The 23,946-nt window shown below is 68.4% G+C and carries 19 protein-coding genes and 1 pseudogene; 16 read left to right on the plus strand and 4 right to left on the minus strand.

All coding sequences use genetic code 11. The annotated features are described in order from the left end of the window. Positions 1 to 178: 178 nt before the first annotated feature. A pseudogene (gene ftsZ / locus ACQPYM_RS17555) lies at positions 179 to 1,123 on the plus strand (cell division protein FtsZ); the annotation flags it as partial. 673 nt (positions 1,124 to 1,796) lie between these two features. Here ftsZ and ACQPYM_RS17560 read toward each other — a convergent pair. After that, positions 1,797 to 2,315 (minus strand): ArsR/SmtB family transcription factor, encoded by a 519-nt coding sequence (locus ACQPYM_RS17560; protein ID WP_433021912.1) that lies wholly within the window; start codon positions 2,313 to 2,315, stop codon positions 1,797 to 1,799. A 57-nt stretch (positions 2,316 to 2,372) separates the two neighbouring features. Between ACQPYM_RS17560 and ACQPYM_RS17565 the strand changes: the two genes are divergently transcribed. From ACQPYM_RS17565 to ACQPYM_RS17590, 6 genes are all read left to right on the plus strand, one after another. Beyond that, positions 2,373 to 3,356, plus strand: a complete 984-nt coding sequence (locus ACQPYM_RS17565; RefSeq protein ID WP_433021914.1) for a S41 family peptidase — start codon at positions 2,373 to 2,375, stop codon at positions 3,354 to 3,356. A 9-nt stretch (positions 3,357 to 3,365) separates the two neighbouring features. Continuing rightward, positions 3,366 to 4,097 carry a peptidoglycan editing factor PgeF gene (pgeF, locus tag ACQPYM_RS17570; RefSeq protein ID WP_433021916.1) on the plus strand — a complete coding sequence of 244 codons (732 nt, stop codon included), beginning with the start codon at positions 3,366 to 3,368 and terminating at the stop codon, positions 4,095 to 4,097. Further along, positions 4,094 to 4,822 (plus strand): YggS family pyridoxal phosphate-dependent enzyme, encoded by a 729-nt coding sequence (locus ACQPYM_RS17575; protein WP_433021918.1) that lies wholly within the window; start codon positions 4,094 to 4,096, stop codon positions 4,820 to 4,822. Before pgeF ends, ACQPYM_RS17575 begins: the two co-directional genes overlap by 4 nt. Positions 4,823 to 4,860: 38 nt before the next feature. After that, positions 4,861 to 5,394 carry a cell division protein SepF gene (locus tag ACQPYM_RS17580; protein ID WP_433021920.1) on the plus strand — a complete coding sequence of 178 codons (534 nt, stop codon included), beginning with the start codon at positions 4,861 to 4,863 and terminating at the stop codon, positions 5,392 to 5,394. A 38-nt stretch (positions 5,395 to 5,432) separates the two neighbouring features. Next, on the plus strand, positions 5,433 to 5,738 hold the full coding sequence (locus tag ACQPYM_RS17585; RefSeq protein ID WP_360271925.1) for a YggT family protein: 306 nt from the start codon (positions 5,433 to 5,435) through the stop codon (positions 5,736 to 5,738). A 208-nt stretch (positions 5,739 to 5,946) separates the two neighbouring features. Continuing rightward, positions 5,947 to 6,717: a DivIVA domain-containing protein gene (locus ACQPYM_RS17590; RefSeq protein WP_270130925.1), complete on the plus strand. Its 771-nt coding sequence runs from the start codon at positions 5,947 to 5,949 to the stop codon at positions 6,715 to 6,717. A gap of 241 nt (positions 6,718 to 6,958) precedes the next feature. Here the strand turns inward: ACQPYM_RS17590 and ileS are convergent, their stop codons facing one another. Then, the gene (gene ileS / locus ACQPYM_RS17595; RefSeq protein ID WP_433021922.1) at positions 6,959 to 10,126 is read right to left on the minus strand and encodes an isoleucine--tRNA ligase; all 3,168 of its coding nucleotides are present in this window, start codon (positions 10,124 to 10,126) and stop codon (positions 6,959 to 6,961) included. 637 nt (positions 10,127 to 10,763) lie between these two features. Here ileS and ACQPYM_RS17600 point away from each other — a divergent pair. From ACQPYM_RS17600 to ACQPYM_RS17615, 4 genes are all read left to right on the plus strand, one after another. After that, the gene (locus ACQPYM_RS17600; RefSeq protein ID WP_433021924.1) at positions 10,764 to 11,219 is read left to right on the plus strand and encodes a TraR/DksA family transcriptional regulator; all 456 of its coding nucleotides are present in this window, start codon (positions 10,764 to 10,766) and stop codon (positions 11,217 to 11,219) included. Between the two features lie 113 nt (positions 11,220 to 11,332). Further along, positions 11,333 to 11,812 carry a signal peptidase II gene (gene lspA / locus ACQPYM_RS17605; RefSeq protein ID WP_433023319.1) on the plus strand — a complete coding sequence of 160 codons (480 nt, stop codon included), beginning with the start codon at positions 11,333 to 11,335 and terminating at the stop codon, positions 11,810 to 11,812. Continuing rightward, positions 11,809 to 12,741 (plus strand): RluA family pseudouridine synthase, encoded by a 933-nt coding sequence (locus ACQPYM_RS17610; RefSeq protein ID WP_433021926.1) that lies wholly within the window; start codon positions 11,809 to 11,811, stop codon positions 12,739 to 12,741. Before lspA ends, ACQPYM_RS17610 begins: the two co-directional genes overlap by 4 nt. Next, entirely contained in the window at positions 12,738 to 13,379 is a 642-nt protein-coding gene (locus tag ACQPYM_RS17615; protein ID WP_433021928.1) for a Type 1 glutamine amidotransferase-like domain-containing protein, read from the plus strand. Before ACQPYM_RS17610 ends, ACQPYM_RS17615 begins: the two co-directional genes overlap by 4 nt. On the opposite strand, the gene ACQPYM_RS17620 is transcribed toward ACQPYM_RS17615, so the two are convergent. Then, positions 13,376 to 13,978, minus strand: a complete 603-nt coding sequence (locus ACQPYM_RS17620; RefSeq protein WP_433021930.1) for a TetR/AcrR family transcriptional regulator — start codon at positions 13,976 to 13,978, stop codon at positions 13,376 to 13,378. The genes ACQPYM_RS17615 and ACQPYM_RS17620 overlap by 4 nt on opposite strands. Before the next feature lie 58 nt (positions 13,979 to 14,036). Between ACQPYM_RS17620 and ACQPYM_RS17625 the strand changes: the two genes are divergently transcribed. Next, the gene (locus ACQPYM_RS17625; RefSeq protein WP_433021932.1) at positions 14,037 to 14,444 is read left to right on the plus strand and encodes a RidA family protein; all 408 of its coding nucleotides are present in this window, start codon (positions 14,037 to 14,039) and stop codon (positions 14,442 to 14,444) included. On the opposite strand, the gene ACQPYM_RS17630 is transcribed toward ACQPYM_RS17625, so the two are convergent. Continuing rightward, complete coding sequence (locus tag ACQPYM_RS17630) at positions 14,441 to 15,259, minus strand: alpha/beta hydrolase (protein WP_433021934.1); 819 nt, start codon at positions 15,257 to 15,259, stop codon at positions 14,441 to 14,443. The two genes, ACQPYM_RS17625 and ACQPYM_RS17630, sit on opposite strands and share 4 nt — an antisense overlap. A gap of 90 nt (positions 15,260 to 15,349) precedes the next feature. Between ACQPYM_RS17630 and ACQPYM_RS17635 the strand changes: the two genes are divergently transcribed. The 4 genes from ACQPYM_RS17635 (at position 15,350) to ACQPYM_RS17650 (ending at position 23,930) form a co-directional block, all read left to right on the plus strand. After that, on the plus strand, positions 15,350 to 17,671 hold the full coding sequence (locus ACQPYM_RS17635; RefSeq protein WP_433021936.1) for an ATP-binding protein: 2,322 nt from the start codon (positions 15,350 to 15,352) through the stop codon (positions 17,669 to 17,671). Between the two features lie 138 nt (positions 17,672 to 17,809). Then, the gene (locus tag ACQPYM_RS17640; RefSeq protein WP_433021938.1) at positions 17,810 to 19,447 is read left to right on the plus strand and encodes a glycoside hydrolase family 13 protein; all 1,638 of its coding nucleotides are present in this window, start codon (positions 17,810 to 17,812) and stop codon (positions 19,445 to 19,447) included. A gap of 258 nt (positions 19,448 to 19,705) precedes the next feature. Continuing rightward, positions 19,706 to 23,251 (plus strand): DNA polymerase III subunit alpha, encoded by a 3,546-nt coding sequence (dnaE, locus tag ACQPYM_RS17645; RefSeq protein WP_433021940.1) that lies wholly within the window; start codon positions 19,706 to 19,708, stop codon positions 23,249 to 23,251. Positions 23,252 to 23,273: 22 nt separating this feature from the next. Then, on the plus strand, positions 23,274 to 23,930 hold the full coding sequence (locus tag ACQPYM_RS17650) for a hypothetical protein (RefSeq protein WP_433021942.1): 657 nt from the start codon (positions 23,274 to 23,276) through the stop codon (positions 23,928 to 23,930). Positions 23,931 to 23,946: the final 16 nt, after the last annotated feature.

Genomic DNA, 23,946 nt, shown 5'->3' on the forward strand with positions numbered 1-23,946 from the left:
AGCCACTCCCGTAGCGTTCGAGGAAATCTAGGGTTGACATATCTCTAACCATCCACTTTAGGTTCAGGCTTTTCCGTACGCCGGACGATGGGGATCGGTGAACGGAGGGGTCCGAGGCAGCGCAGCTCGGACGGCCAACCGGCCATAACGGGAACAGAACGAGGCGAGAGGCGCGGACGTGGCGGCACCGCAGAACTATTTGGCACTCATCAAGGTCGTCGGCATCGGCGGAGGCGGCGTCAACGCCGTGAACCGGATGATCGAGCACGGTCTGAAGGGCGTTGAGTTCATCGCCATCAACACCGACGCCCAGGCGCTGCTGATGAGCGACGCGGACGTCAAGCTCGACATCGGCCGGGAGGAGACCCGGGGCCTCGGCGCCGGCGCGAACCCGGCGATCGGGCAGAAGGCCGCCGAGGACCACGCGGAGGAGATCGAGGAGGCGCTCAAGGGCGCCGACATGGTCTTCGTCACCGCGGGTGAGGGTGGTGGCACCGGCACCGGTGGAGCGCCGGTCGTGGCCCGGATCGCCCGCTCGCTCGGTGCGCTGACCATCGGTGTGGTGACCCGGCCGTTCTCGTTCGAGGGCAAGCGCCGCGCGACCCAGGCCGAGGACGGCATCGCGACCCTCCGCGAGGAGGTCGACACCCTGATAGTGATTCCGAATGACCGCCTCCTCACCATCTCCGACCGCGCCGTCTCCGTGCTGGACGCCTTCAAGCAGGCCGACCAGGTGCTGCTGCAGGGTGTCTCCGGTATCACCGACCTGATCACCACCCCCGGCCTGATCAACGTCGACTTCGCCGACGTCAAGGCGGTCATGTCCAACGCCGGCTCGGCGCTGATGGGCATCGGCTCGTCCCGCGGCGAGGACCGCGCGGTGGCGGCGGCCGAGGCGGCCATCTCCTCGCCGTTGCTGGAGGCAAGCATCGAGGGCGCGCACGGGGTGCTGCTGTCGATCGCCGGTGGCTCCGACCTCGGTCTGTTCGAGATCAACGAGGCGGCCCAGCTGGTCTCGGAGTCCGCGCACACCGACGCGAACATCATCTTCGGCGCGGTGATCGACGACGCGCTCGGTGACGAGGTCCGGGTGACCGTGATCGCGGCCGGCTTCGACGGCGGGATGCCGAAGCGCCGTGAGCAGGCGATGAACCAGGCCCGTCCGCAGAACCGGCTGCCCGCGGCCGGCGGCGACGTCGCCACCCAGGGGATTCCGCGCGCCTCCCAGTCGGAGGCGCACGCACAGGCGCAGCAGCCGGGCAACCAGCCCCCGCCGTACGGGACTGCTCCGGCGAACACCACGAGCCAGGCGCCGGTCGCCGGGGCCGGTGCTGGTCAGGGCGGCGACGCGGCTGGCCAGGGTGCAAGCCAGGGCGGGGCAGGTCAGGGCGGCGCGGGGCAGAACGCCGGCCAGACTGCCGGTGGTCCGGGCACTCAGGGTGCCGGTGGGCAGGGTGGCTTCGGGCAGGGTTCGCCCAGCTACCAGCCGCCGGCCGGTACGCCGGTGACGGACGACACCGTGCCGGTGCCGAACACCGACCAGAACCGTGGCACCACCCACTCGGCCCGGCCGCAGGCGGGCGAGCCGGTGCGGACCCCGCAGCCGCAGACCAACCAGCCGCCGGTGCCGCACACGACGCCGGCGCCCGCACCGACCCAGCACAGCTGGCCGACCACGGGCCCGTCGAACTCGCCGTCCTCGCAGCCGGCTCCGCAGCGCCAGCCGCGCAAGCCCGACAACGACGAGGACGAGCTCGACATCCCCGATTTCTTGAAATAGCAGCAGCCTCAAGTAGTCAATCGGTCGGCTCGGTCTGCTGCGGACGGTAGACCGAGACGACCACGCCGTACCGGGCCTCGCCCGGACCGGCATCCTGCAGTTCGTGGACCAGCTCGGACAGCTTGGTCTGGAGTTCCTCGGCCTGGGCCTCGGTCAGCCGGATGTTGCGGAGATGCAGCATCGGCTGCCCGCTCGCCGACTGCAGGTCGGCCGCCACGGCCTGCAGGGCGACCGGCGCGTTGGCGCGCTCGCCCTCCCCGGTGAAGTCGAACAGCTTCGCCGCCCGCTGGTAGTACTGCTCGGTCCCACCCCGCACCTGCCGCGTCTCGACGACGCGGACCATCCCGGCGTCGCGCAGTACGCCGAGATGATGCGCGACATTGCCCTTGGCCGTCCCGAGCGCGGTCGCCAGCTGGCTGATCGTGGCCGGCTCCTGCCCGAGCGCGAACAGCAACCTGTGCCGCAACGGGTGCCCCAGCGCCTTGAACTGCGCCGCGCTCGAAACCTCGAGCCGGTCCGCCATCTGCTCTGCCATGAGATCAAGCGTCGAGATTTCTTGACGCTTTGTCAATCCCGGTGGTTCACTCCTCGCATGAATCCAGACGAGATCCGCTCAGTGATCAACCAGCTCGCGACCCTGGTCGCCGAGCGTTATGTGTTCCGAGACGTCGGCGCCGAGGTCGCCGAACGCCTGACCAAGGCCGCCGCGGACGGCCAGTACGACGTACTGGCCGAGCCAGCTCAGTTGGCCGCGCAGGTGACGGCTCACCTGCAGGAGGGAAACCGGGACAAGCATCTGCGGCTGAAGTTCCATGTCGACGAGGTGGTCGACGAGACCGATCCGGTCGCGGAGGAGGCGGCTTGGCGGCATCACGCCGAGCAGTCCGCGGGCGGGATGGCCCGGGTCGAACGGCTGGCCGGGAACGTGGGGCTGCTGGAGATCCGGCCGTTGCTCTTCGATCCCCGGCACGCCGGTGCCGCTGTGACCGCGGCGATGTCGTTGCTGTCGGCAACCGATGCGCTGGTGATCGACCTGCGCCGCTGTGTGGGTGGCTCGCCGGACATGGTCGCCTTCGTGTGCAGCCACCTGTTCGACGACGATCCGGTTCACCTGAACGATCTGGTCACGCCGGCCGACGGCTCGGTCCACCAGTTCTGGACCGTCCCGCACGTGCCGGGGCCGCGGTTCGGCGGCAGCAAGCCGATCTGGGTGCTGACCAGTCCGGCCACCTTCTCCGGTGGCGAGGAACTGTCCTACGACCTGCAGCAACTGGGCCGTGCGCGCATCGTCGGTGAACGCACCGGCGGCGGCGCCCATCCCCGCGACGGGATCAAGCTCCACCCGCACCTGGAGGCCACGATCCCGGTGATGCGCGCGATCAACCCGGTCAGCGGCACGAACTGGGAGGGCGTCGGGGTGGCACCCGATGTCGAGGTGCCGGCCGCGGACGCGTTCGCCGAGGCGTATCGCCAGGCGCTCGACCACGTGATCGGATTGGCCGGCACTCCACATCGCCGCGCGCTCAGCGAGGAGGCGCGCGAAGCACTCGCCGAGCTGGCCGAGCATGCGGGATAGCCTTCAGGTGTGTTCGGTTACGACGAGGTTTTCGATGGGGTCCGCTTCGCCTTCACCGATCGCTTCGGGGGAGCGAGCAGGCCGCCGTACGGCGAACTGAATCTCGGTAGTGCCCAGGGGGACGAGGCCGACGCGATCGCGGAGAACTTCCGCCGGCTCGGTGCCGCGTTCGGGGTCGCGGCCGACGGAGTGGTCCGGGTCAGCCAGGTGCACGGCAACGACGTTCATGTCCTGCGACCCGGCGACGAACTGCCGGTGCGGCCGATGCCGCGAGCCGACGCGTTGGTCACCACCCGGACCGACGTGGCCCTGTGTGTCCGGGCCGCCGACTGCCTTCCGGTGTTGCTCGCCGACCAGGCCAACGGCGTGATCGGCGCGGCCCACTCAGGACGGCGCGGCCTGTACGCCGGCGTCGTACCGGCGACTGTCGAGGCGATGTGGGCTCTCGGCGCCGAGCGGATCACCGCAGTACTCGGGCCGTACGCCTGTGGCAACTGCTACGAGGTCCCTGAGGAGATGCGCGCCGAAGTGGCCGAGCGGGTCCCGGCGGCGTACGCCGAAACGAGTTGGGGGACTCCATCGATCGACGTGGCCGCGGGCGTCGCGGCTCAGTTGGCCGAGCTCTACTGTGCCGTCGTCGACGCGACCAGCTGCACGATCGAGTCGGAGAACTTCTACTCGTACCGGCGCGAAGGTCCCGTCAGCGGCCGGATGGCCGGCCTCGTCAGGCTGGTCGCATGACCACCACCAGTACGCCGGGCCGCGAGGCCGAGCTCCGGGACAACCTGTCGGCCGTGCGCGAGCGGATCCAGGCGGCCTGTGTGGCGGCCGGGAGGCCCGAGGACGCGGTCACCCTGGTGGCGATCACCAAAACCTTCCCCATCAGCGATGTGCGGGCGCTGGCGGAGCTCGGCGTCCGGGACCTGGGGGAGAACCGGGAGCAGGAGCTCAAGGCCAAGGCGCCGGACTGTCCGGATGTCACCTGGCACTTCGTCGGGCAGCTGCAGTCGAACAAAGCGCGTTCGGTCGTCCGGAATGCGGCTGTCCTGCATTCGGTCGACCGGTCGTCGCTGCTGAAGGCGCTGTCCCGGGCCGCCGTCGACGAAGGCCGGGTACTGCGCTGTCTGTTGCAGGTGAGCCTGGCGGAGTACGGGCCGGAGGAGGCTGCCACCGGTAGGAGTCGTGGCGGCGTCGAGCCGGCCGCAGTACCGGAGTTGGCCGCTGAGGTCGCGGCGGCGGAGGGGCTGGAGCTGGGCGGGGTGATGGCCGTGGCTCCGCTCGGTTCGGACCCCGACGAGGCATTCGGGGGACTGGAAGTAGTAGCCTCTCGACTACGCTCCGAACACCCCGGAGCCGACTGGATCTCGGCCGGGATGAGCGGCGATCTGGAGGCCGCGATCAGGCGTGGGGCGACACACGTTCGGCTCGGGCGCGCATTACTCGGTACACGTACTCCTCTGGGCTAGTGTCGACATCGAGACTTCGACCGAAGGGCTGGAGGGCCATGAGCGGCGCGTTGCGCAAGATGGGTGTGTACCTCGGCTTGGTCGAGGACGGCGAGCGGTACAACGCGCGCTATGACGACGAGTACGACGACGGCTACGACGAGTACGAGGACGAAGCCGTCGACGGGGAGACCGACGAAACCGAGCCGGTGCCGGATCGTCGCGCCGAACCGGTCCACGCAGGTCAGGTCGGCACGGTCAGCAAGTTCCCAGATCGACGTGGCGTCACGGCATCACCCCCGGAGGTTACCGAGTTGGCCCGCATCACCACCGTGCACCCGCGCAGCTACAACGAAGCGCGCGTGATCGGTGAGCATTTCCGTGACGGCACGCCCGTCATCATGAACCTGACCGAGATGGACCACGCGGACGCCAAGCGGCTGGTGGACTTCGCCGCCGGGCTGATCTTCTGCTGCCGTGGTTCGATCGAGCGGATCACCACCAAGGTGTTCCTGGTCTGCCCGCCGAACGTGACGCTGGCCGCGGAGGAGAAGGAAAAGATCGCCGCGGACGGGTTCTACAACCAGAGCTGAGGACGCGGCTTCGGCCGTCTTCTACACTCGTGTCTGACATGGATGCTCTCGTGCTCGTCCTCGGTGTTCTCTACTGGGTACTGTTCGCCTTCTTCCTGACCCTGGTGGCGCGGTTCGTACTCAGTCTCATCGTCATGTTCGCACCGCAGTGGCACCCGAAAGGGCCGATGCTGCTGCTGTTCGAGCTGATCTACTCGGTGACCGATCCGTTTCTTCGGCCACTGCGGCGGATCCTGCCGCCGATCGGCGCAGGTGGTATCCGGATCGACCTGTCGATGCTGATGCTGTTCGTGCTGGTCTCGCTGGCGATGTCGATCAACTCGACCGCGATCGGGTCGTTGTGAGATCGGCGGAACCGACCAGATCACAGGGCAGTCGGAGCATGAGGACTCCACCACCTGGGTAGGACCAGACCGGACATCGGGGAGATCGAACAGCAGTTATCGCCCGCCCGGATTCCGTCAGAACACAACGAAGCGATAACGTGATCTACTGAGTCGCCAGGTTCAGGCCATGACGACTCCGCCAAGACACAGACAAACGAGGTGAAAGATGCCGCTGACGCCGGATGACGTCCGCTCGAAGCAGTTCACGCCCGTCCGATTGCGGGAGGGCTACGACGTCACTGAGGTCGACTCCTTCCTCGACGAGGTGGAAGCCGAGCTCGAGCGCCTTCTCGCCGAGAACGAGGAGCTGCGGGCCAAACTGGCCGCGGCCCAGCGTGCCGGCAGTGGGCAGGACCGACCGGTGGTCGACCAGACCGCCGCCCTGCCGCCTGTCGTGCAGCAGCCCAAGCCGGCCCCCGTGGTCGTCGAGAAGCCAGAGGAGAAGCCGCCGCCAGTTGTCGCTCCGCCAGTAGCGGCCGCGGGGGCTGCTGCGGCAGCAGGAACCGTGGGCGACGCCTCCAGCTCCGCCGTGCGGCTGCTGGAGATGGCCACCAAGCACTCCGACGACCTGGTCCAGGAGGCGAAGGACACCGCCGACAAGATCATCGGCGAGGCCCGCGCCAAGGCCGAGCGGCTGGAGAACGAGGCCCGCGGCAAGGCTGACCGGATGACCGGTGAGGCCCGCGCCCGCGCCGAGAAGCTCGACGGCGAGATCGCCGAGCGTCGCGCTCAGATGCTCGGCACGCTGGAGAAGCAGAAGGGTCAGCTCGAGCGCACCATCGACGACCTGCACGCGTACGAGCGTGAGTACCGCAGCCGCCTGAAGACGTACTTCACCGAGCAGCTCAAGGCGCTCGGCAACGGCGACGACACGCTCAGCCCGCGCAACGGCTTCCGCCCGGAGGCCCGCGCCCAGGCTCACGGTCACGGCGTCTAAGCAGTACCTGGTCTCCACGCGTCGGTTCGTCTTGGCTTGACTAGGGGCGGTGCTAATCCGGCAGCACCGCCTCTTTGTCATGTCCGGACTTTCCTGACTGACCGTCGCGCAGAAGTCACTGAGGGTCCCCACGACCGGCCGCCGGGTTCCACGGCCAGGTCAGTGGGGCCTTTTGTGTTTTCGCACCAGTCTCAGCCCCGAGACGCTTTCGCGGCTGGGGCTGGACCGGGTCACGGCCTGGTCAGGCTTTGCTGATCCAGTAGGTGAGGGAGAGGTCCTCGTCGGTGCCCGGGGTGGCGGAAGTAGTTGCCGGGGGCGCCGATTGGGTCAGGGTGGTGGCGAGGATCTCGCGGGCGATCTCGTCGGCGTGCTTGCCCAGGGCATCGGACAGTTCGGTGTCGGTGCTGGTCAGCCAGACGGTGATCCGGTCCGAGACCTCCAGGCCGGCGTTCTTGCGGGCCTCCTGCAGTGTCCGGACCACCTCGCGGGCCAGGCCGGCCTGCTTCAGTTCGGGCGTCACCTCGAGGTCGAGTGCCACCGTCTCGCCCTGCTCGTTGACGACCGACCAGCCTTCGCGGGGCCGTTCCGACAGCAGCACCTCGTCCGCGCTGACCTCGACGTCCGTGCCGTCGACCACCACGGTCGCAGTACCGGATGCCTTCAGCGCTGCGGCGAGGGCGGCTGCGTCGGCTGCGGCGATCGCGCCGGCGACCACCGGGGTCTGCTTCGCGAACCGCTTGCCGAGCTCGCGGAAGTTGCCCTTCGCGGAGTACTCGACCAGGTCCGCGCCCGCCGAGGACAGCGGCTCGACCGAGCCCACGTTGAGCTCGTCGGCGATCTCCTGCAGCAGTTCGTCGGACAGGTCGGCGATCGCGGCCGATCCGACCAGCGCGCGGCTGAGCGGCTGCCGGGTCCGGACCTTCGCCTCGGCCCGGGCCGACCGGCCCAGCTCGACAACCCGTCGCGCCATCGACACGTGGGTCGCGAGCCGGTCGTCGATCACCGATGCGTCGTACTGCGGGAACGCGGCCAGGTGCACCGATTCGGCCAGCTCCGGCGTGACCGGGCGGAACACGTCCTGCCAGACCCGCTCGGTGACGAACGGGGTGAGCGGCGCCATCAGCCGGGTCAGTACGTCGAGCGTCTCGTGCAACGTGGCCAGCGCGCCGGCGTCACCGGCCCAGAACCGGCGGCGCGAGCGGCGCACGTACCAGTTGGACAGCACGTCGACGAACGAGCTGATCAACGAGCCGAGCTTCTGGGTGTCGTACGCCGCGTAGGCCTCATCCGTGTCGCGCACCAGCCGGTTGGTCTCGCTGACCAGCCAGCGGTCGAGCACCGAGCGCTCGGCCACCGGCGGGGCACCAGTTGAATTCGATGCCGTGCTGGGGGACCAGTCGGCCAGCCGGGCGTAGAGCGCGTGGAAGGCGACCGTGTTCCAGTAGGTCAGCAGCACCTTGCGGACGATCTCGTTCAGCACGTTCGGGCCGATACCGCGCGCCTTCCACGGCGAGCCGGAGCAGGCCATGAACCAGCGCACCGCGTCGGCGCTGTGGTTGTCCATCAGCGGGATCGGTTCGAGGATGTTGCCCAGGTGCTTGGACATCTTCCGGCCGTCCTCGGCCATGATGTGGCCCAGGCAGACGACGTTGCGGTACGACGACTCGTCGAAGACCAGCGTGCCGATCGCCATCAGCGTGTAGAACCAGCCGCGGGTCTGGTCGATCGCCTCGGAGATGAAGTCGGCCGGGTACGACTTGGCGAACTTCTCCTTCGAGCCCTCGGCCCACGGGTAACCCCACTGCGCGAACGGCATCGAGCCCGAGTCGTACCAGGCGTCGATCACCTCGGCCACCCGGGTCGACTCCTCGCCGCAGGTCGGGCAGGCGAAGGTGATGTCGTCGACGAACGGCCGGTGCGGGTCGGTCGCGCTCAGGTCGCGGCCGGCCAGCTCACCGAGCTCGGCCAGCGAGCCGACGCAGACCTGGTGGTCGTCGGCGCAGCGCCAGATCGGCAGCGGCGTACCCCAGAAGCGGGAGCGGGAGACGGCCCAGTCGATGTTGTTGCGCAGCCAGTCGCCGTACCGGCCCCACTTGACCGACTCGGGGAACCAGTTGGTCTTCTCGTTCTCGCGGAGCAGCGCGTCCTTCACCTGGGTGGTGCGGATGTACCAGGACGGCAGGGCGTAGTACATGACAGGGGTGTGGCAGCGCCAGCAGTGCGGGTACGGGTGCTCGTACGGCACGTGGCGGAACAGGACGCCGCGGTCGCGCAGGTCGTTGACCAGGTCCTCGTCGGCCTTCTTGAAGAACTGCCCACCGACCAGCGGCACGTCAGCCTTGAAGGTGCCGTCGGCCTCGATCGGGTTGACCACCGGGAGGTTGTAGGCGCGGCAGACGATGAGGTCGTCGGCACCGAACGCGGGAGACTGGTGCACCAGACCAGTACCGTCCTCAGTGGTCACATATTCAGCCAGTACTACGAAGTGCGCCGGCTCGGGGAACTCCACCAGCTCGAAGGGCCGCTGATAGTTCCACCGCTCCATGTCGCGGCCGACGTACCGGTCGGTGACCGTCCAGCCCTCGCCCAGTGTGCTCAGCAGCGGCTCAGCCACGACCAGCGACTCGTTGCCGTCAGTGGCGACCACGTAGTCGACGTCCGGGTGTACTGCGACCGCCGTGTTGGACACCAGGGTCCAGGGAGTCGTCGTCCAGACCAGGAGCGAGGCCTTACCAGCTTGCGGGCCCGAGGTGAGCGGGAAGCGGACGTAGACCGACGGGTCGACGACGGTCTCGTAGCCCTGCGCCAGCTCGTGGTCGGACAGGCCGGTGCCGCAGCGCGGGCAGTACGGCGTGATGCGGTAGTCCTCGACCAGTTGGCCCTTGTCGTGGATCTGCTTCAGCGACCACCACACGGACTGCACGTACTCCGGGTCCATCGTCCGGTACGGGTGATCCATGTCCACCCAGTAGCCCATCCGGGTGGTCAGGTCGGCGAAGGCGTCGACGTGCCGGAGTACCGACTCGCGGCACTTCGCGTTGAACTCGGCGATCCCGAACGCCTCGATGTCCTTCTTGCCGTTGAAGCCGAGCTCCTTCTCCACCGCGACCTCGACCGGCAGGCCGTGACAGTCCCAGCCGGCCTTGCGCTCGACCGAGAAGCCCTTCATCGTCCGGTAGCGCGGGAAGACGTCCTTGAAGACGCGCGCCTCGATGTGGTGCGTGCCGGGCATGCCGTTCGCGGTCGGCGGACCCTCGAAGAACGTCCACGGCTCACCGCCGGCGGTCTGCTCGAGACTCTTCGCGAAGGTGTCCTGGGCGTCCCAGTGCGCGAGGACGTCGCGCTCGATCGCGGGTAGATCGACCTGAGCCGGGATCTGTCGCCACGGAGTGCTGGGGGTTTCCGCCATGTTCCTTCGTCCTTCGTCGAGCGTCGTGCTTGCCGGACGAAGGGACGAGGCGCCGGCATCGTCGCCGGGCTCCGCGGTACCACCCTCCTTGGCGACTCCCGCGCGGGGAACCGCCCACTTCGTTACGCTCCGCTGCCGGGTCTAGTGAGTCCGGTGAAGGACCGTTCTTCCGGCGGCTCCGGGGTGATGGCCCCATCACTGCCTTGCGGTGTGCCTGGCCAGTGTACGACTTCGCACCGTCCGGTCACGAATCGTTAATCGCTGGCCAAGCGCGATTTTCTCACTCACAATTCCGCTGAAGAACGTCCGAGATGTGGCTGTGACGCGCGGAACGTCGAGCAAGCTTGAAGAAGCGACTACCGTATCCCCACGGTCTGCGCGTCGGGCTGGCACGTGGCCTTCACGTGACCTACTGTCTTGCGACCAGTCCGCTTCAGTCTCCGACGAAGGCAGGGGGTAGTCGACCATGGCTACATCGGCTCCGAAGAAGTCCGCCCCCAGACGTCCCAGCGCGGCCGAGAAGAGTGCCGCGACCTCCGCTGAGCCGGCCGCGAAGAAGGCGCCGGCGAAACAGCCAGCAAAACCGCCTTCCACCAAGAAGGCCCCTGCCAAGCAGACTCCGACGAAGAGGGTGGCCATGAAGACGAACGAGAACCGCACCCCGGCGACGGCGCCGGCCAAGTCGCCCGGCAAGCCCGCCGGAAACCTGACCGTCAAGGACGGCGAGACCCCGTGGACCGCGGCCGAGATGGAAGAGCTCCGTGGTGAGCTCGAGGCCGACGCGGTGCACCTGAAGCAGGAGATCCGCGACGCCGAGCAGGAGATCGTCGGGCTGCTCCGCGACGGCGGCGACGGAGCCGGCAACGACCAGGCCGATGTCGGGTCGACCACCCTGGAGCGCGACCACGAGATGTCGCTGGCCAGGAACGCGAGCGACATGCTCGACCAGATCGAGCGGGCGCTGTCCCGGATCGACGACGGCACCTACGGCGTCTGTGAGAGCTGTGGCAAGGCGATCGGCAAGGGTCGGTTGCAGGCGTTCCCGCGTGCGACACTGTGCGTGTCATGCAAAGAACGCGAAGAACGCCGCTGAGCGAACCAGACCCCTCCCACCTGCCAGGGGACGAGGCACCCCCTTCGACAGAACCGGCCGACCTCGAGTCGGCCGGTTCCTCGTCGTCCCCGCCCCGAACCTCCAAGCGCTTGGTGGTTCTGTTTGCGGTGGTGGGGTTGCTGGTGCTGGGGCTGGACCAGTTGACGAAGGTGCTGGCGTTGCAGCACTTGACGCCGGGGGAGCCGGTGAACGTGATCGGCAGCCTGCTGAAGTTCAACCTGATCCGCAACCCGGGTGCCGCGTTCAGCCTGGGTGAGGACTTCACGCCGGTGATCAGCGCGATCCAGATCATCGTCGCGCTCGGTGTCGTCTGGTTGTCCCGCAAGCTCGGCTCGATCGGCTGGGCGGTTGCCTTCGGGCTGCTGTTCGGCGGTGCGATCGGCAACATCACCGACCGGATCTTCCGGGAGCCGTCGCCGTTCCACGGGCACGTCGTCGACTTCCTGCAGACCCCGAACTGGGCGATCTTCAACGTCGCCGACATGGCCGTCACCTCCGCCGCGATCCTGCTGGTCATCCAGACCCTGCGCGGCATCAAGCTCGACGGCACGAAAGAGACGGGCAGGAAATGAGCGGCGACGCACGCACGGTGATGGTTCCCGACGGCCTCGCCGGTGAGCGGCTCGACGCCGCTCTGTCCCGGCTGTTCGGCGTCTCCCGGACCAAGGCGGTCGAGATGATCGAGTCCGGCCTGGTCCAGATGGACGGTTCGCCCGCGCTCAAGTCCGCCCGGGTCTCCGCCGGGGTGATGCTCGACGTGGAGCTGCCCGCGCCGCCGGCCGAGATGACCGTCGTACCGGAGACCGTCGAGAACCTGCGGATCGTGCACGACGACGACGAGATCGTGGTCGTCGACAAGCCGGTCGGGGTCGCCGCACACCCGTCGCCGGGCTGGACCGGGCCGACCGTGATCGGGCACCTGGCCGGAGCCGGCTTCAACATCTCCACCAGCGGTGCCGCCGAGCGCAAGGGCATCGTGCACCGGCTCGACGTCGGCACCTCGGGGTTGATGGTGGTCGCCAAGACGGAGTACAGCTACACCGTGCTCAAGCGCGCTTTCAAGGAGCGCACGGTGAAGAAGATCTACCACGCGCTGGTCCAGGGCCACCCGGATCCGTTCACCGGCACCATCGACGCGCCGATCGACCGGCACCCGCACCACGATTACAAGTTCGGCATCGTGGCCGGCGGCAAACCGAGCATCACTCACTACGAGACGCTCGAGGCGTTCCGGTTCGCCACCCTGCTCGAGATCACGCTGGAGACCGGCCGGACGCACCAGATCCGCGTCCACCTGTCCGCTATCGGCCACCCGTGCTGCGGCGATCTCACCTACGGCGCCGACCCGGTCCTGTCCGAGCGCCTGCAACTCAGCCGTCAGTGGCTGCACGCGATGCGCCTCGGCTTCGATCACCCGGGCAGCGGCGAGTACGTCGAGTACACGTCGCAGTACCCCGAGGATCTCGACCAGGCCCTGAACCAGCTCGCTGCCACCCAGTGAAGCTGTACCTGTCCTCGTTCCGCCTGGGCGACCATCCCGAGCGGCTGGTCGCCCTGCTCCCGGCGGGAGGACGGGTCGCGGTCATCGGCAACGCGATCGACGCCGAAGATCCCCCGGTACGCCGGGAAAATGTCGCGGCGGAGCTCACCTGGCTCAGCGAACTCGGCCTCCGCCCCGAGGAGCTCGACCTCCGCTCGTACTCCGGACGCGGCGCCCGCTTCGGCCAGGACCTCCGCGCGCGACTGACGCAGTACGACGGCCTGTGGGTCCGCGGTGGCAACGTCTTCGTCCTCCGAGCCGCGCTGGCGGCCAGCGGTGCCGACAAGCTCCTGCCCGAGCTCATCCACTCCGAGGAAGTCGTGTACGCCGGTTACAGCGCAGGCGCCTGCGTCCTGGCTCCGAGCCTCCGAGGCCTCGAACTCTGCGACGACCCCACCCAGGTGGACGGCGACCCGATCTGGGACGGCCTAGCCGTGCTCGACGAGGCGATCGTCCCGCACGTTGATTCGCCGGGCCACCCGGAGACCGACCTGGTCGAGCAGGTCCGCGCGCACTACGAGCAGACCGGCATACCCCATCTCCCGCTGCGCGACGGCCAAGCCCTCCTCATCGACGGCCCCACTCGCGAACTCGTCTAACCCCAACCCTGGCTGACCGACCGCCGGCACCGGGCAGGCTCGTCCCCAGCGCTGACGAACAACGCCGTAAGCATCGGCACCGCGTACCCGAGTGCCGCGCGTGGCAGCGGCCCGGTCACCGTCAGAGACGCGAGCCCGTGGCCGATGACCCAGCTCTGAGTGCCGAGATCGAGCGGTTCAACCTCGCGGGTGAAGCGTCCGTCGGCCTTAGCCCGGCTGACCGCCTCGACGAGTCGATGCAGCGTCGCGTCCGCGGCAGCGAGGTCCTCCAACTCGACCTCGGCATCGAACATCACTCGGTAGAGATCGGGATTGGCCTCCGCGTTCGCCACGTACGCCGACCCCAGGGCGGCCAGATCGCGGACCGGGTCGGTCGTCGGAGCGAGCTGGTCGAGGGCCGTGGCGAGCCGCGTGAACCCTTCCTGCCGCACCGCCTTCCACAGGCCGCCGATCCCGTCGAAGTACGTATAGACAGCCATCGTCGACACGCCGGTCCCGTCGACCAGCGCTCGCAGCGTGATCGGCTCCCGCGCCCGCAGCATCTGCGCGGCCCGCTCGATCAGCAGCGACCGCACCCCCGGATCCTTCAGCCTGGCCATGGCGGCAGTATACATAACGCTGTTATGGTTTAGCTTCCCCGACTCTTTGGAGCCCGCCATGGCCGTGACCCTGATCAACCCCGACTGCCTGCCCAAGCCCGAGGTCTACCGGCAGTTGTCCATCGCGACCGGTTCGAGGCTGGTCTTCCTGGCCGGCCAGGTGGCGCGCGACAGCGAGGGCCGGCCGGTCGGTGCGGGCGACCTCGCAGCTCAGGTCGAGCAGGCCTACCTCAACATCGGCAACGCCTTGACTGAGATCGGTGGATCCTTCGACGACGTGGCCAAGCTGACGGTCTATGTCGTCGACTGGGGCGCCGACAAGATGCCGCAGTTGGGCGAAGGCGTCGCCCGCGCGGCGGCCAAGCTGGGCGTCGACCCGGTCAAACCAATCACGTTGCTCGGTGTCGCGGCGCTCGGGGAACCCGATCTCCTCGTCGAGGTGGAGGCCACCGCCGTGCTCGACTAGCTGCTGGCGACTTGTCCGGCGAGTTCGGCGACGGCTGCGACTACGGCTGGGCCGTGCACCAGTACGGCGTCGTTGTGGTCGGCGGCTGGGATCTCGACCTGCTTGTGGAGCATCGGTGCTGCATCGGCGACCCTGCGGCTCTGCTCCGGCGGGACGATCGAGTCGTCGGCTCCGTAGATCACCACGACCGGGACTTTCACGCTGGCCAGTTGTTCGGCCAGCGGATAGTGGTCGCGGAGCAGCTGCCGGACCGGAAGGAACGGGTAGTGCACCCGGCCGACCGAGGCCAGATCGACAAAGGGTGAGCGCAGTACAAGGCCGCCGGGTGGGATCTCGGTGGCCAGCTCGGTGACGACGGCGGCGCCGAGGCTTTCGCCGAAGTACAGGATGCGGTTTGGTGGCAGACCGGTTTCCCGAGTCAGGTACTGCTGGGCCGCGCGGACATCGCGGGCAAATCCACGCTCGCTGGGACCGCCTTCGTTACCGCCGTAGCCGCGATAGTCGAAGAGCAGAACCGTCAGCCCTTCAGCAGCCAAAGCTCGCGCCAGCGGCGCCCGGCCGGCCCGGTTTCCCGCGTTTCCATTGGCGACCAGTACTGCGATGCCGCGGTCGGGCTCGCCCGCCGGAACGAGCCAGACACCGAGCCGTACGCCGTCGTCGGCCTCGAGCACCACGTCCTGAGCACCCGGTAGCGCGAGGGCCGCCGAGCCGGCGGTGGTCGTGTCGGGCAGATAGATGAGGTGGCGCTGAAGTCCCCAGATCAGGGCAAGGATCAGCAGCACCACCGCAGCCGCGACCACCGCCACCTTGACCACGCTCTCAGTGTGCCCGGTGCCTTCGGTCGGCCTGAAGACTGGAGTTCGGGCCTACGCTGGGACGGACAGTGAAGGCGGGATGCGATCGGGATGGCGGAAACGAAGCCCACGGCAACAAGTCGCGGACGGCTACCGGCCGAGCTGACGAGTTTCGTGGGGCGGCGGCGCGAACTGGCCGGCACCAGGCGGTTGCTGGCGAGCAGCCGCCTGCTGACCCTGACCGGAGTGGGTGGGGTCGGCAAGACCCGGCTGGCGATGCGGCTGGCTGCCGACGTACGGCGGACGTTCGCGGATGGCGCGTGGTTCGTCGAGCTCGCCCCCTTGCACGACCCGGGTCTGCTGGGACACACACTGGCAGGAGCACTCGAACTGAGCCAGGTGTCGGCGAACCCGGCGGCTGACCTCGCGGAGTACCTGGAGGACAAGCACCTGCTGCTGGTGCTCGACAACTGTGAGCACCTCGCGGACGCGTGCGCAGTACTGGCGAGCAAGTTGCTCGCGGCCGCCCCGCAGCTCCGGATCATTGCCACCAGCAGGCATGTGCTGGGTGTCGAGGGAGAGCAGGTCTTCCCGGTTCCGCCACTGTCGACACCGCCGGAGAACGACCTGACGGCGGGCGACGCCGGCCGGTACGAGTCGCTGGCACTCTTCGCGGCTCGCGCGCAGTCAGTGGTGCCGGACTTCGAGATCGACGCCGCCAACCGCCCGCTGGTGATCGACCTGTGCCGGCGTCTCGACGGCATCCCGCTGGCTCTCGAACTGGCGGCGGTCTGGATGCGGACGCTGTCACCGGCGCAGATTCTCGACCGGCTCGAGGACCGCTTCAAGCTGCTCGCCTCCGGCAAGCCGGTCGCGCCGGCCAGACAGCAGGCGCTGGATGCGGCGATCGGCTGGAGCTACGACCTCTGCTCGCCGGCCGAGCAAGCGCTGTGGGAGCGGCTTTCCGTGTTCGCCGGTGGATTCGACCTCGACGGCGCGGAGCAGGTCTGCTCAGGAGACGGCATCGACCGCTCGGAGGTACTCGAGCTGATCGCCGGCCTGATGAACAAGTCGATCATCACCCGGAAGGCGATGACGGATCACACCGTCGCCTGGTACGACATGCTCGGCATCATCAGCCAGTACGGCGTGGAGCGGCTCACCGCCGCGGGCCGGGCGCGAGCGCTGCGGGTGAGACACCGCGACTACTACCGGGCGATGGCCGCGGAGTGGGAGTCGGACAGCTTCAGCCCCCGCCAGGCCGACTGGTTCATCCGGTTGCGCCGCGAGCACGACAACTTCCGGGCCGCGCTGGATTTCTGCCTCACGGAACCGGGGGAGGCGCCGGCGGCGCTGGAGATCGCCGCGCCGGTCTGGAACTTCTGGTTCGCGGGATTCCTCCGCGAGGGTCATCGCTATCTGGTGCACGCCCTCGACCTCGCCCCGGAGCCGACACCCGCCCGGGCCAAGGCGCTCTGGGCCGGTAGCTACCTGGCCATGTTCCTGGGGGAGACAGAACAGCTGGGCCGGATGCTGGCCGAGTGTGAAGCGCTGGCCGAGCGGTTCGGCGACGATCTGCTGCGGGCGAGGATCGCGGAGGTCTCGGGCCACGCGCTCAACTACGCCGGCGAGCTCCCGGCCGCGGTGGCACGGCTGGAGGAGGCCTTGGCCGGCTTCCGCGCCGTCCACGACCAGCTCGGCGAGTTCGACGCCCTGATCCTGCTGGCGGCGGCCACCTTCTTCCTCGGCGATCCCCGGGTGGAGCAGTTCAGCCGGCAGGCGTTCGCGCTGGCCGACAGCCGCGGCGCGGCGTCGTCGAAGGCCTATGCGCTGTGGACCCTCGGCATCGTCCAGTGGCGTGACCACGACGATGCCGAGCAGGCCGCCCGATCCTTCCGCGAGGCCATCCGGCTGTGGCTGCCGCTGAACGACCGGACCGGGATCGGTTTCTGCGTCCAGGCGCTCTCCTGGTGTGCGAGCACGGCATCGCCGAACGAGCTCGCTGCCCGGCTGATGGGCGCGTCCCGAGCGGTCTGGCGGTCGAGTGGCGCACACGTCGACGAGACCACGCCGTACAGCCAGTTCGACGAGCAGTCCCGGCAGCGCGTCCGGGCCGCGGTGGGTGACGACGTTTTCAGGCAGGCCTTCGAGCAGGGTGCGGCCTACTCGTTCGAGGAGGCGGTGTCGCTCGCGCTCGGCCAAGAGACCGAACGCGCGGAGTCCGTGAGTCCAGGCCGGGCCGGCGGACTGACGCGCCGGGAACACGAGATCGCGGAACTGCTCAGCGAGGGGCTGAGCAACAAGGAGATCGCCGCCCGGCTCGTGATCGGCCGGCGCACCGCCGAGACGCATGTCGAGCACATTCTCGGCAAGCTCGGCTTCAGCTCCAGGGCCCAGGTCGCCCGCTGGATCGCCGAGCAACGCACCGACTGACGCGCCGCCACGAACTGCCGAGTGTGGGTGCGCTCCCACGGAGTCCGTAGCGAAACCCGTAGGGCTACGGATGCCGCGGCGCGCTCGGCAGGGGACGGTTAGCGCTAACAACGTCCGACAGATCGTGGCGAGGCCCCTATGCAGACCCAACCGAGCGCCGGCCCAGGGTGGTGGCGGAACGCGGTGATCTACCAGGTCTACGTGCGCAGCTTCCACGACTCCGACGGCGACGGCATCGGTGATCTCAGCGGCGTCCGGGCCAGGTTGCCCTATCTGCGCTCCCTCGGCGTCGACGGCCTCTGGCTGAACCCGTTCTTCCCCTCCCCGCAGCACGATCACGGGTACGACGTGTCGGACTACTGCGCGGTGCACCCGGACTACGGCACCATCGACACCTTCGACCGGCTCATCCGGGATGCTCACCGGCTGGACCTCAAGGTCATGATCGACGTCGTCCCCAACCACTGCTCGATCGAGCACCCGTGGTTCGCCGAGGCACTGGCCGCCGGACCGGGCAGTCCGGAGCGCGCCCGGTTCCACTTCGCCGACGGCACCGGCCGGTACGGCGAACTGCCGCCGAACAACTGGCGCTCCATCTTCGGCGGGTCCGCCTGGCGACGCGTGCCCGATGGCCAGTGGTACCTGCACACGTTCGCCGCCGAGCAGGCCGACTTCAACTGGCGCCACCCCGACGTCGCGTCGTACTTCGAGCAGGTACTGCGCTTCTGGTTCGACCGAGGCGTCGACGGGTTGCGGATCGACGTGGCGCACGGGCTGCACAAGCGCGACGGGCTGCCGGACCACGAGCACGCGGGTCACGACGAGCTCACCGGCGACCCGGTCAACCCGCACGCCTGGAACCAGCCGGAGGTGCACGATGTGTGGCGGAGCTGGCGGACGATCGCGGAGGAGTACACCGCCCGGACCGGCCGGGAGCGGGTCCTGGTCGGTGAGGTCGGCGTGCTCGACGCGGAGCAGGTCGCGCAGTACCAGCGGCCGGACGAGCTGCACCAGAACTTCTTCTTCGAGTTCCTCCGCGCCGACTTCGACGACCGGACGCTGTCGGAGGTGATCGACCGGGGCCTGGAGACGATCGCCGCCTCTGGTTCCGCCGTCGCCTGGGTGCTCAACAACCACGACATGCCCCGGTCCGTCACCCGATACGCCGGTGGTGCGCCCGGTGCCCACGCCGGTGATGTCGAGCTCGGACTCACCCGTGCCCGCGCTGCCGCCTTGCTGATGCTCGCCCTGCCGGGATCCGCCTACCTCTACCAAGGGGAGGAGCTCGGCCTGCCCGAGGTCACCGACCTGCCGGACGAGGTGCTGGTGGATCCGATGTTCCACCGCACCAACGGCGTACGGCGTGGCCGGGACGGTTGCCGGGTGCCGCTGCCCTGGGCAATGGGCCAGGACCACTTCGGATTCTCCGCGGGCCTTGCGGCCTCGACACCGTGGCTGCCGCAGCCCGACTGGTTCGCGGACCACGCTGTGGACCTCCTGCTCGACTCCGGTAGCTCGATGCTGCACCTGTACCGCGAGGCCATCGCGCTGCGGCGGCTGATTCCCGCCCTCTCCTCGAGCGACTTCCGCTGGCTGCCGACCGAGCCGGGCGTCCTGGCCTTCACCCGGGGCGACGGGTTCGCCTGTGTCGTCAACTGCTCGTCCAGACCGGTCTGTACTCCGGTCGACGGCGACCTGGTGCTTGCCAGCGATCCGGAAGCGGGGGAGAAGCTCCCGGCCAACAGCGCCGCCTGGTTCCTGCTGCGGGACCACTAAAGACCGGCGGACCCGGCGGTCTGTGAAACCCCCCTGCCTCAGCCCCGGGTACGCCGCTCCACCCTCTCCGCCACCTTCCGGGCGGAGAGGGTGGAGCATCCACCCCAGCGGCGCCAACTGGTGTTGTCCTGGTCCGGTCCACGCCCGGATATCGGGCAGCGTCGCGGGCGCTCGGTGAGCCGGTTCAAGGACTGTCGGTGGACCCGCATAGGCTGTCCCAGTCCCGCTCACTCACGCCTCTGGGAGGTCTGCGAAGACATGGCGTCCAGCGACAGTTTCGTGCATCTCCACGTGCACACCGAGTACTCGATGCTGGACGGCGCCGCGCGGATCGACGAGTTGTTCAAAACGGCCCAGGAGATGGGTCAGCCGGCCATCGCGACCACCGACCACGGGTTCGTCTTCGGTGCCTACGAGTTCTGGAAGACCGCCAAGAAGTACGACGTCAAACCGATCATCGGCGTCGAGGCGTACCTGACGCCGCACACCCACCGGACCGAGCGCAAGCGGGTCAAGTGGGGCGACGCGAACTCGGGCCGCGACGACGTCTCGGGCAGCGGTGCGTACACGCACATGACGCTGCTGGCGAAGAACACGTCCGGGATGCACAACCTGTTCAAGATGTCGTCGCTGGCCAGTCTCGAGGGCTACTACTTCAAGCCCCGGATGGACCGCGAGCTGCTGCAGACCTACGGCAAGGGCCTGATCGCCACCACCGGCTGCCCGTCGGGTGAGGTGCAGACCCGGCTGCGGCTGGGGCAGTACAAGGAGGCCATCGAGGCGGCCGCGGAGTTCCGCGACATCTTCGGCAAGGAGAACTACTACTGCGAGCTGATGGACCACGGCCTCGGCATCGAGCGCAACATCCAGGGCGACCTGCTGAAGCTGGCCAAGGAGCTCGGCCTGCCGCTGGTCGCGACCAACGACCTGCACTACACCAAGCCCGAGGACGCGGTCGCCCACGCGGCGCTGCTGTGCGTGCAGTCCGGCTCGACGCTGTCCGACCCGAACCGCTTCAAGTTCGACGCGAACGAGTTCTACGTCAAGACGGCCGCCGAGATGCGCGAGGTCTGGAAGGACTTCCCCGAGGCGTGTGACAACACCCTGCTGATCGCCGAGCAGTGCGACGTCTCCTTCACCGAGGGGGAGGGCCGGTTCATGCCGCGCTTCCCCTGCCCCGACGGGCACAACGAGGAATCGTGGTTCGTCGCCGAGGTCGAGACCGGCCTGCACAGGCGCTACCCCGACGGCGTGCCGGACCACGTGCGCAAGCAGGCGGAGTACGAGATCGAGGTGATCACCTCGAAGGGGTACGCCGGATACTTCCTGGTCGTCGCCGACTTCATCAACTGGGCCAAGGAGAACGGGATCCGGGTCGGCCCGGGCCGTGGCTCCGGTGCCGGTTCGATGTGCGCGTACGCGATGCGGATCACCGACCTCGACCCGCTGGTGCACGGCCTGATCTTCGAGCGCTTCCTGAACCCGGAACGTATGTCGATGCCCGACTTCGACATCGACTTCGACGACCGCCGCCGGCCCGAGGTGATCCGCTACGTCACCGAGAAGTACGGCGACGACCGGGTCGCGATGATCGTCACCTACGGCACGATCAAGGCCAAGCAGGCGATCAAGGACGCCGGCCGGGTGCTCGACTACCCGTTCGCGATGGGCGACCGGATCACCAAGGCGATGCCGCCGGCCGTGATGGGCAAGGACGTGCCGCTGTCCGGCATCTTCGACCCGGCCCACAAGCGGTACTCCGAGGCCGGCGAGTTCCGCCAGCTGTACGAGTCGGACGCCGACGTGCGCAAGATCGTCGACACCGCCCGCGGCCTGGAGAACCTGAAGCGCCAGTGGGGCGTGCACGCGGCCGGCGTGATCATGTCCAGCGAGCCGCTGATCGACCTGATCCCGATCATGCGCCGCGACCAGGACGGCCAGATCATCACCCAGTTCGACTACCCGAGCTGCGAGACGCTCGGCCTGGTCAAGATGGACTTCCTGGGTCTGCGCAACCTGACCATCATGGACGACGCGGTCAAGAACGTGGAGGCCAGCCGCGGCATCACGCTCGACCTGGACGAGCTGGCCAAGACGCTGGACGACAAACCAACCTTCGAGCTGCTCGGTCGCGGTGACACGCTCGGCGTCTTCCAGTTCGACGGCGGCCCGATGCGGGCCCTGCTGCGGCTGATGAAGCCGGACAACTTCGAGGACATCTCGGCCGTCGGCGCGCTCTACCGGCCCGGCCCGATGGGCGCGAACAGCCACACCAACTATGCGCTCCGCAAGAACAAGCAGCAGGAGATCAGCTACCCGCACGACGAGCTGGCGGTGGCGCTGGAGCCGATCCTCGGGACGACGTACGGGCTGATCGTCTACCAGGAGCAGGTGATGGCGATCGCCCAGCAGCTCGCCGGCTACACGCTCGGCAAGGCGGACCTGCTCCGCCGGGCGATGGGCAAGAAGAAGCGCGAGGTGCTGGACGCGGAGTACGTCGGCTTCTCCGAGGGGATGAAGGCCAACGGCTTCTCCGACCAGTCGATCAAGGCGCTGTGGGACGTCCTGGTCCCGTTCTCCGACTACGCGTTCAACAAGGCGCACTCGGCGGCGTACGGGCTGGTCTCGTACTGGACCGCCTACCTGAAGGCGAACTTCCCCGCGGAGTACATGGCCGCTGTCCTGACGTCCGTCAAGGACGACAAGGACAAGATGGCCATCTACCTGAACGAGTGCCGCCGGATGGGCATCAAGGTGCTGCCGCCGGACGTGAACGAGTCCGACTCGAACTTCACCCCGGTCGGCACCGACATCCGCTTCGGCCTGTCCGCGATCCGCAACGTCGGCGTCAACGTGGTGGCCGAGATCGTCGCCGCCCGCGAGTCCGAGGGGCGGTTCACCGACTTCGTCGACTTCATCGACAAGGTGCCGCTGCCGGTCTGCAACAAGCGGGTGATCGAGTCGCTGGCCAAGGCCGGCTCGTTCGACTCGATGGGGCACGCGCGGCGCGCGGTGGTGGCGGTGCACGAGCAGGCCGTCGACGAGGCGATCGACCTCAAGCGCAACGAGGCGCACGGCCAGTTCGACCTGTTCTCGATGGGTGACGACGCCGAGGAGGGCGAGGGCAACAGCCGGCTCACCGTGACGGTGCCGGAGATCGAGGAGTGGGACAAGGCGACCAAGCTCGCCCACGAGCGCGACATGCTCGGTCTGTACGTGTCCGACCATCCGCTGTTCGGGGTCGAGCACGTGCTGACCAACGGCACCGACTGCACGATCGGTCAGCTGCTCGCCGACGACGACCGGCCCGACGGCACCCAGGTGACGATCGGCGGCCTGGTCACCGCGGTCCAGCGCAAGGTGAACAAGCGCGGCGACATCTACGCGATCGTCACGATCGAGGACCTGGAAGGTTCGATCGAGGTGATGATGTTCTCCTCGGCGTACCAGCTCGCGGCGCACCTGCTCACCAACGACGCGATCATCTTGATGAAGGGCCGGCTGCGGCGGCGCGACGACCGGGTCGAGCTGAGCGGGTCCGACGTGACCGTGCCCGACCTGACCCAGGGGCCGAGTGGCCCGGTGGTCATCACGATGCCGATCAACCGCTGTACGCCGCCGGTGGTCGACCAGTTGCGCGACGTGCTGAAGTCGCATCCAGGGATGACCGAGGTGCAGCTGCGGTTGCAGGCCAGCCAGAAGACGACCGTGATGCGGATCGGCGACCGGTTCCGGGTGACTCCGACCTCGTCGCTGATGGCCGACCTCAAGGCCTTGCTGGGCCCGTCGTGCCTGGCGAGCTGACCCGACCTGCAACACTGGCGACGTGAGTCAGCCAGTGGACAACCTGCACAACCCGTCCGGCGGTCCGGCGCCGTACAGCCAGAGCTACGGTCACCACCCGCTCGGGCACCATCCGTTCGGGCAGCCGGTGGTCGTGCAGGAGCCCAAGATGCCGTGGAGCAAGGCGATCGCCGTGACGATCGCCGCGTTCCTGGTCGCCGGTGCGATCGCCGGCTGGGCGTGGCAGCAGTTCGCGCCGCTCGCGAAGTACACGGTCGACGAGAACGGCGGGTCGCTCGGCGAGGAGCAGATGACGAAGGTCTTCGGACCCGACGGCCTGTTCACCGCGATCGGGTTCCTGACCGCGCTCGTGCTGGGCGGGTTGCTGTTCTGGTGGCTGCGCAACTACGGTCCGTGGGCGGTCGGCATCGTCGTACTCGGCTCGGGTCTGGGTGCCGGGGTGGCGTGGGGCGTCGGGATGCTGCTCGGCCATGATCCGCTGCAGCCGCGGCTGGAGGCTTCCAAGCCGGGGGACCTGCTGGACGCTCCTCTCGAGCTGCACACCTGGACGCCGCTGGCCGCTTGGCTGGTCGGCGCAGCCCTCGCAGCCGCGATCATCGCGGCCACGACGTGGCGGGCAGATCCGGTTGCAACCGGATCGGTATCTGCCGCGTCAGAGTCTTCGACGCAGGTGCATTAGCCTGTTTCGGCCCGGC

The sequence above is a fragment of the Kribbella sp. CA-294648 genome, from assembly GCF_050943845.1.
In the GTDB taxonomy this organism is placed as follows: Bacteria; Actinomycetota; Actinomycetes; order Propionibacteriales; family Kribbellaceae; genus Kribbella.

Excerpts from the sequence above, each read along its gene's own strand:
- ACQPYM_RS17640 (WP_433021938.1), top strand. The coding sequence starts at position 17,810 with ATGCAGACCCAACCGAGCGCCGGCCCAGGGTGGTGGCGGAACGCGGTG.
- ACQPYM_RS17620 (WP_433021930.1), bottom strand. The coding sequence starts at position 13,978 with ATGGCCAGGCTGAAGGATCCGGGGGTGCGGTCGCTGCTGATCGAGCGG.
- ACQPYM_RS17580 (WP_433021920.1), top strand. The coding sequence starts at position 4,861 with ATGAGCGGCGCGTTGCGCAAGATGGGTGTGTACCTCGGCTTGGTCGAG.
- ACQPYM_RS17600 (WP_433021924.1), top strand. The coding sequence starts at position 10,764 with ATGAAGACGAACGAGAACCGCACCCCGGCGACGGCGCCGGCCAAGTCG.
- ACQPYM_RS17610 (WP_433021926.1), top strand. The coding sequence starts at position 11,809 with ATGAGCGGCGACGCACGCACGGTGATGGTTCCCGACGGCCTCGCCGGT.
- ileS (WP_433021922.1), bottom strand. The coding sequence starts at position 10,126 with ATGGCGGAAACCCCCAGCACTCCGTGGCGACAGATCCCGGCTCAGGTC.
- ACQPYM_RS17565 (WP_433021914.1), top strand. The coding sequence starts at position 2,373 with ATGAATCCAGACGAGATCCGCTCAGTGATCAACCAGCTCGCGACCCTG.
- ACQPYM_RS17560 (WP_433021912.1), bottom strand. The coding sequence starts at position 2,315 with ATGGCAGAGCAGATGGCGGACCGGCTCGAGGTTTCGAGCGCGGCGCAG.
- ACQPYM_RS17575 (WP_433021918.1), top strand. The coding sequence starts at position 4,094 with ATGACCACCACCAGTACGCCGGGCCGCGAGGCCGAGCTCCGGGACAAC.
- dnaE (WP_433021940.1), top strand. The coding sequence starts at position 19,706 with ATGGCGTCCAGCGACAGTTTCGTGCATCTCCACGTGCACACCGAGTAC.
- ACQPYM_RS17625 (WP_433021932.1), top strand. The coding sequence starts at position 14,037 with ATGGCCGTGACCCTGATCAACCCCGACTGCCTGCCCAAGCCCGAGGTC.
- ACQPYM_RS17590 (WP_270130925.1), top strand. The coding sequence starts at position 5,947 with ATGCCGCTGACGCCGGATGACGTCCGCTCGAAGCAGTTCACGCCCGTC.
- ACQPYM_RS17635 (WP_433021936.1), top strand. The coding sequence starts at position 15,350 with ATGGCGGAAACGAAGCCCACGGCAACAAGTCGCGGACGGCTACCGGCC.
- ACQPYM_RS17585 (WP_360271925.1), top strand. The coding sequence starts at position 5,433 with ATGGATGCTCTCGTGCTCGTCCTCGGTGTTCTCTACTGGGTACTGTTC.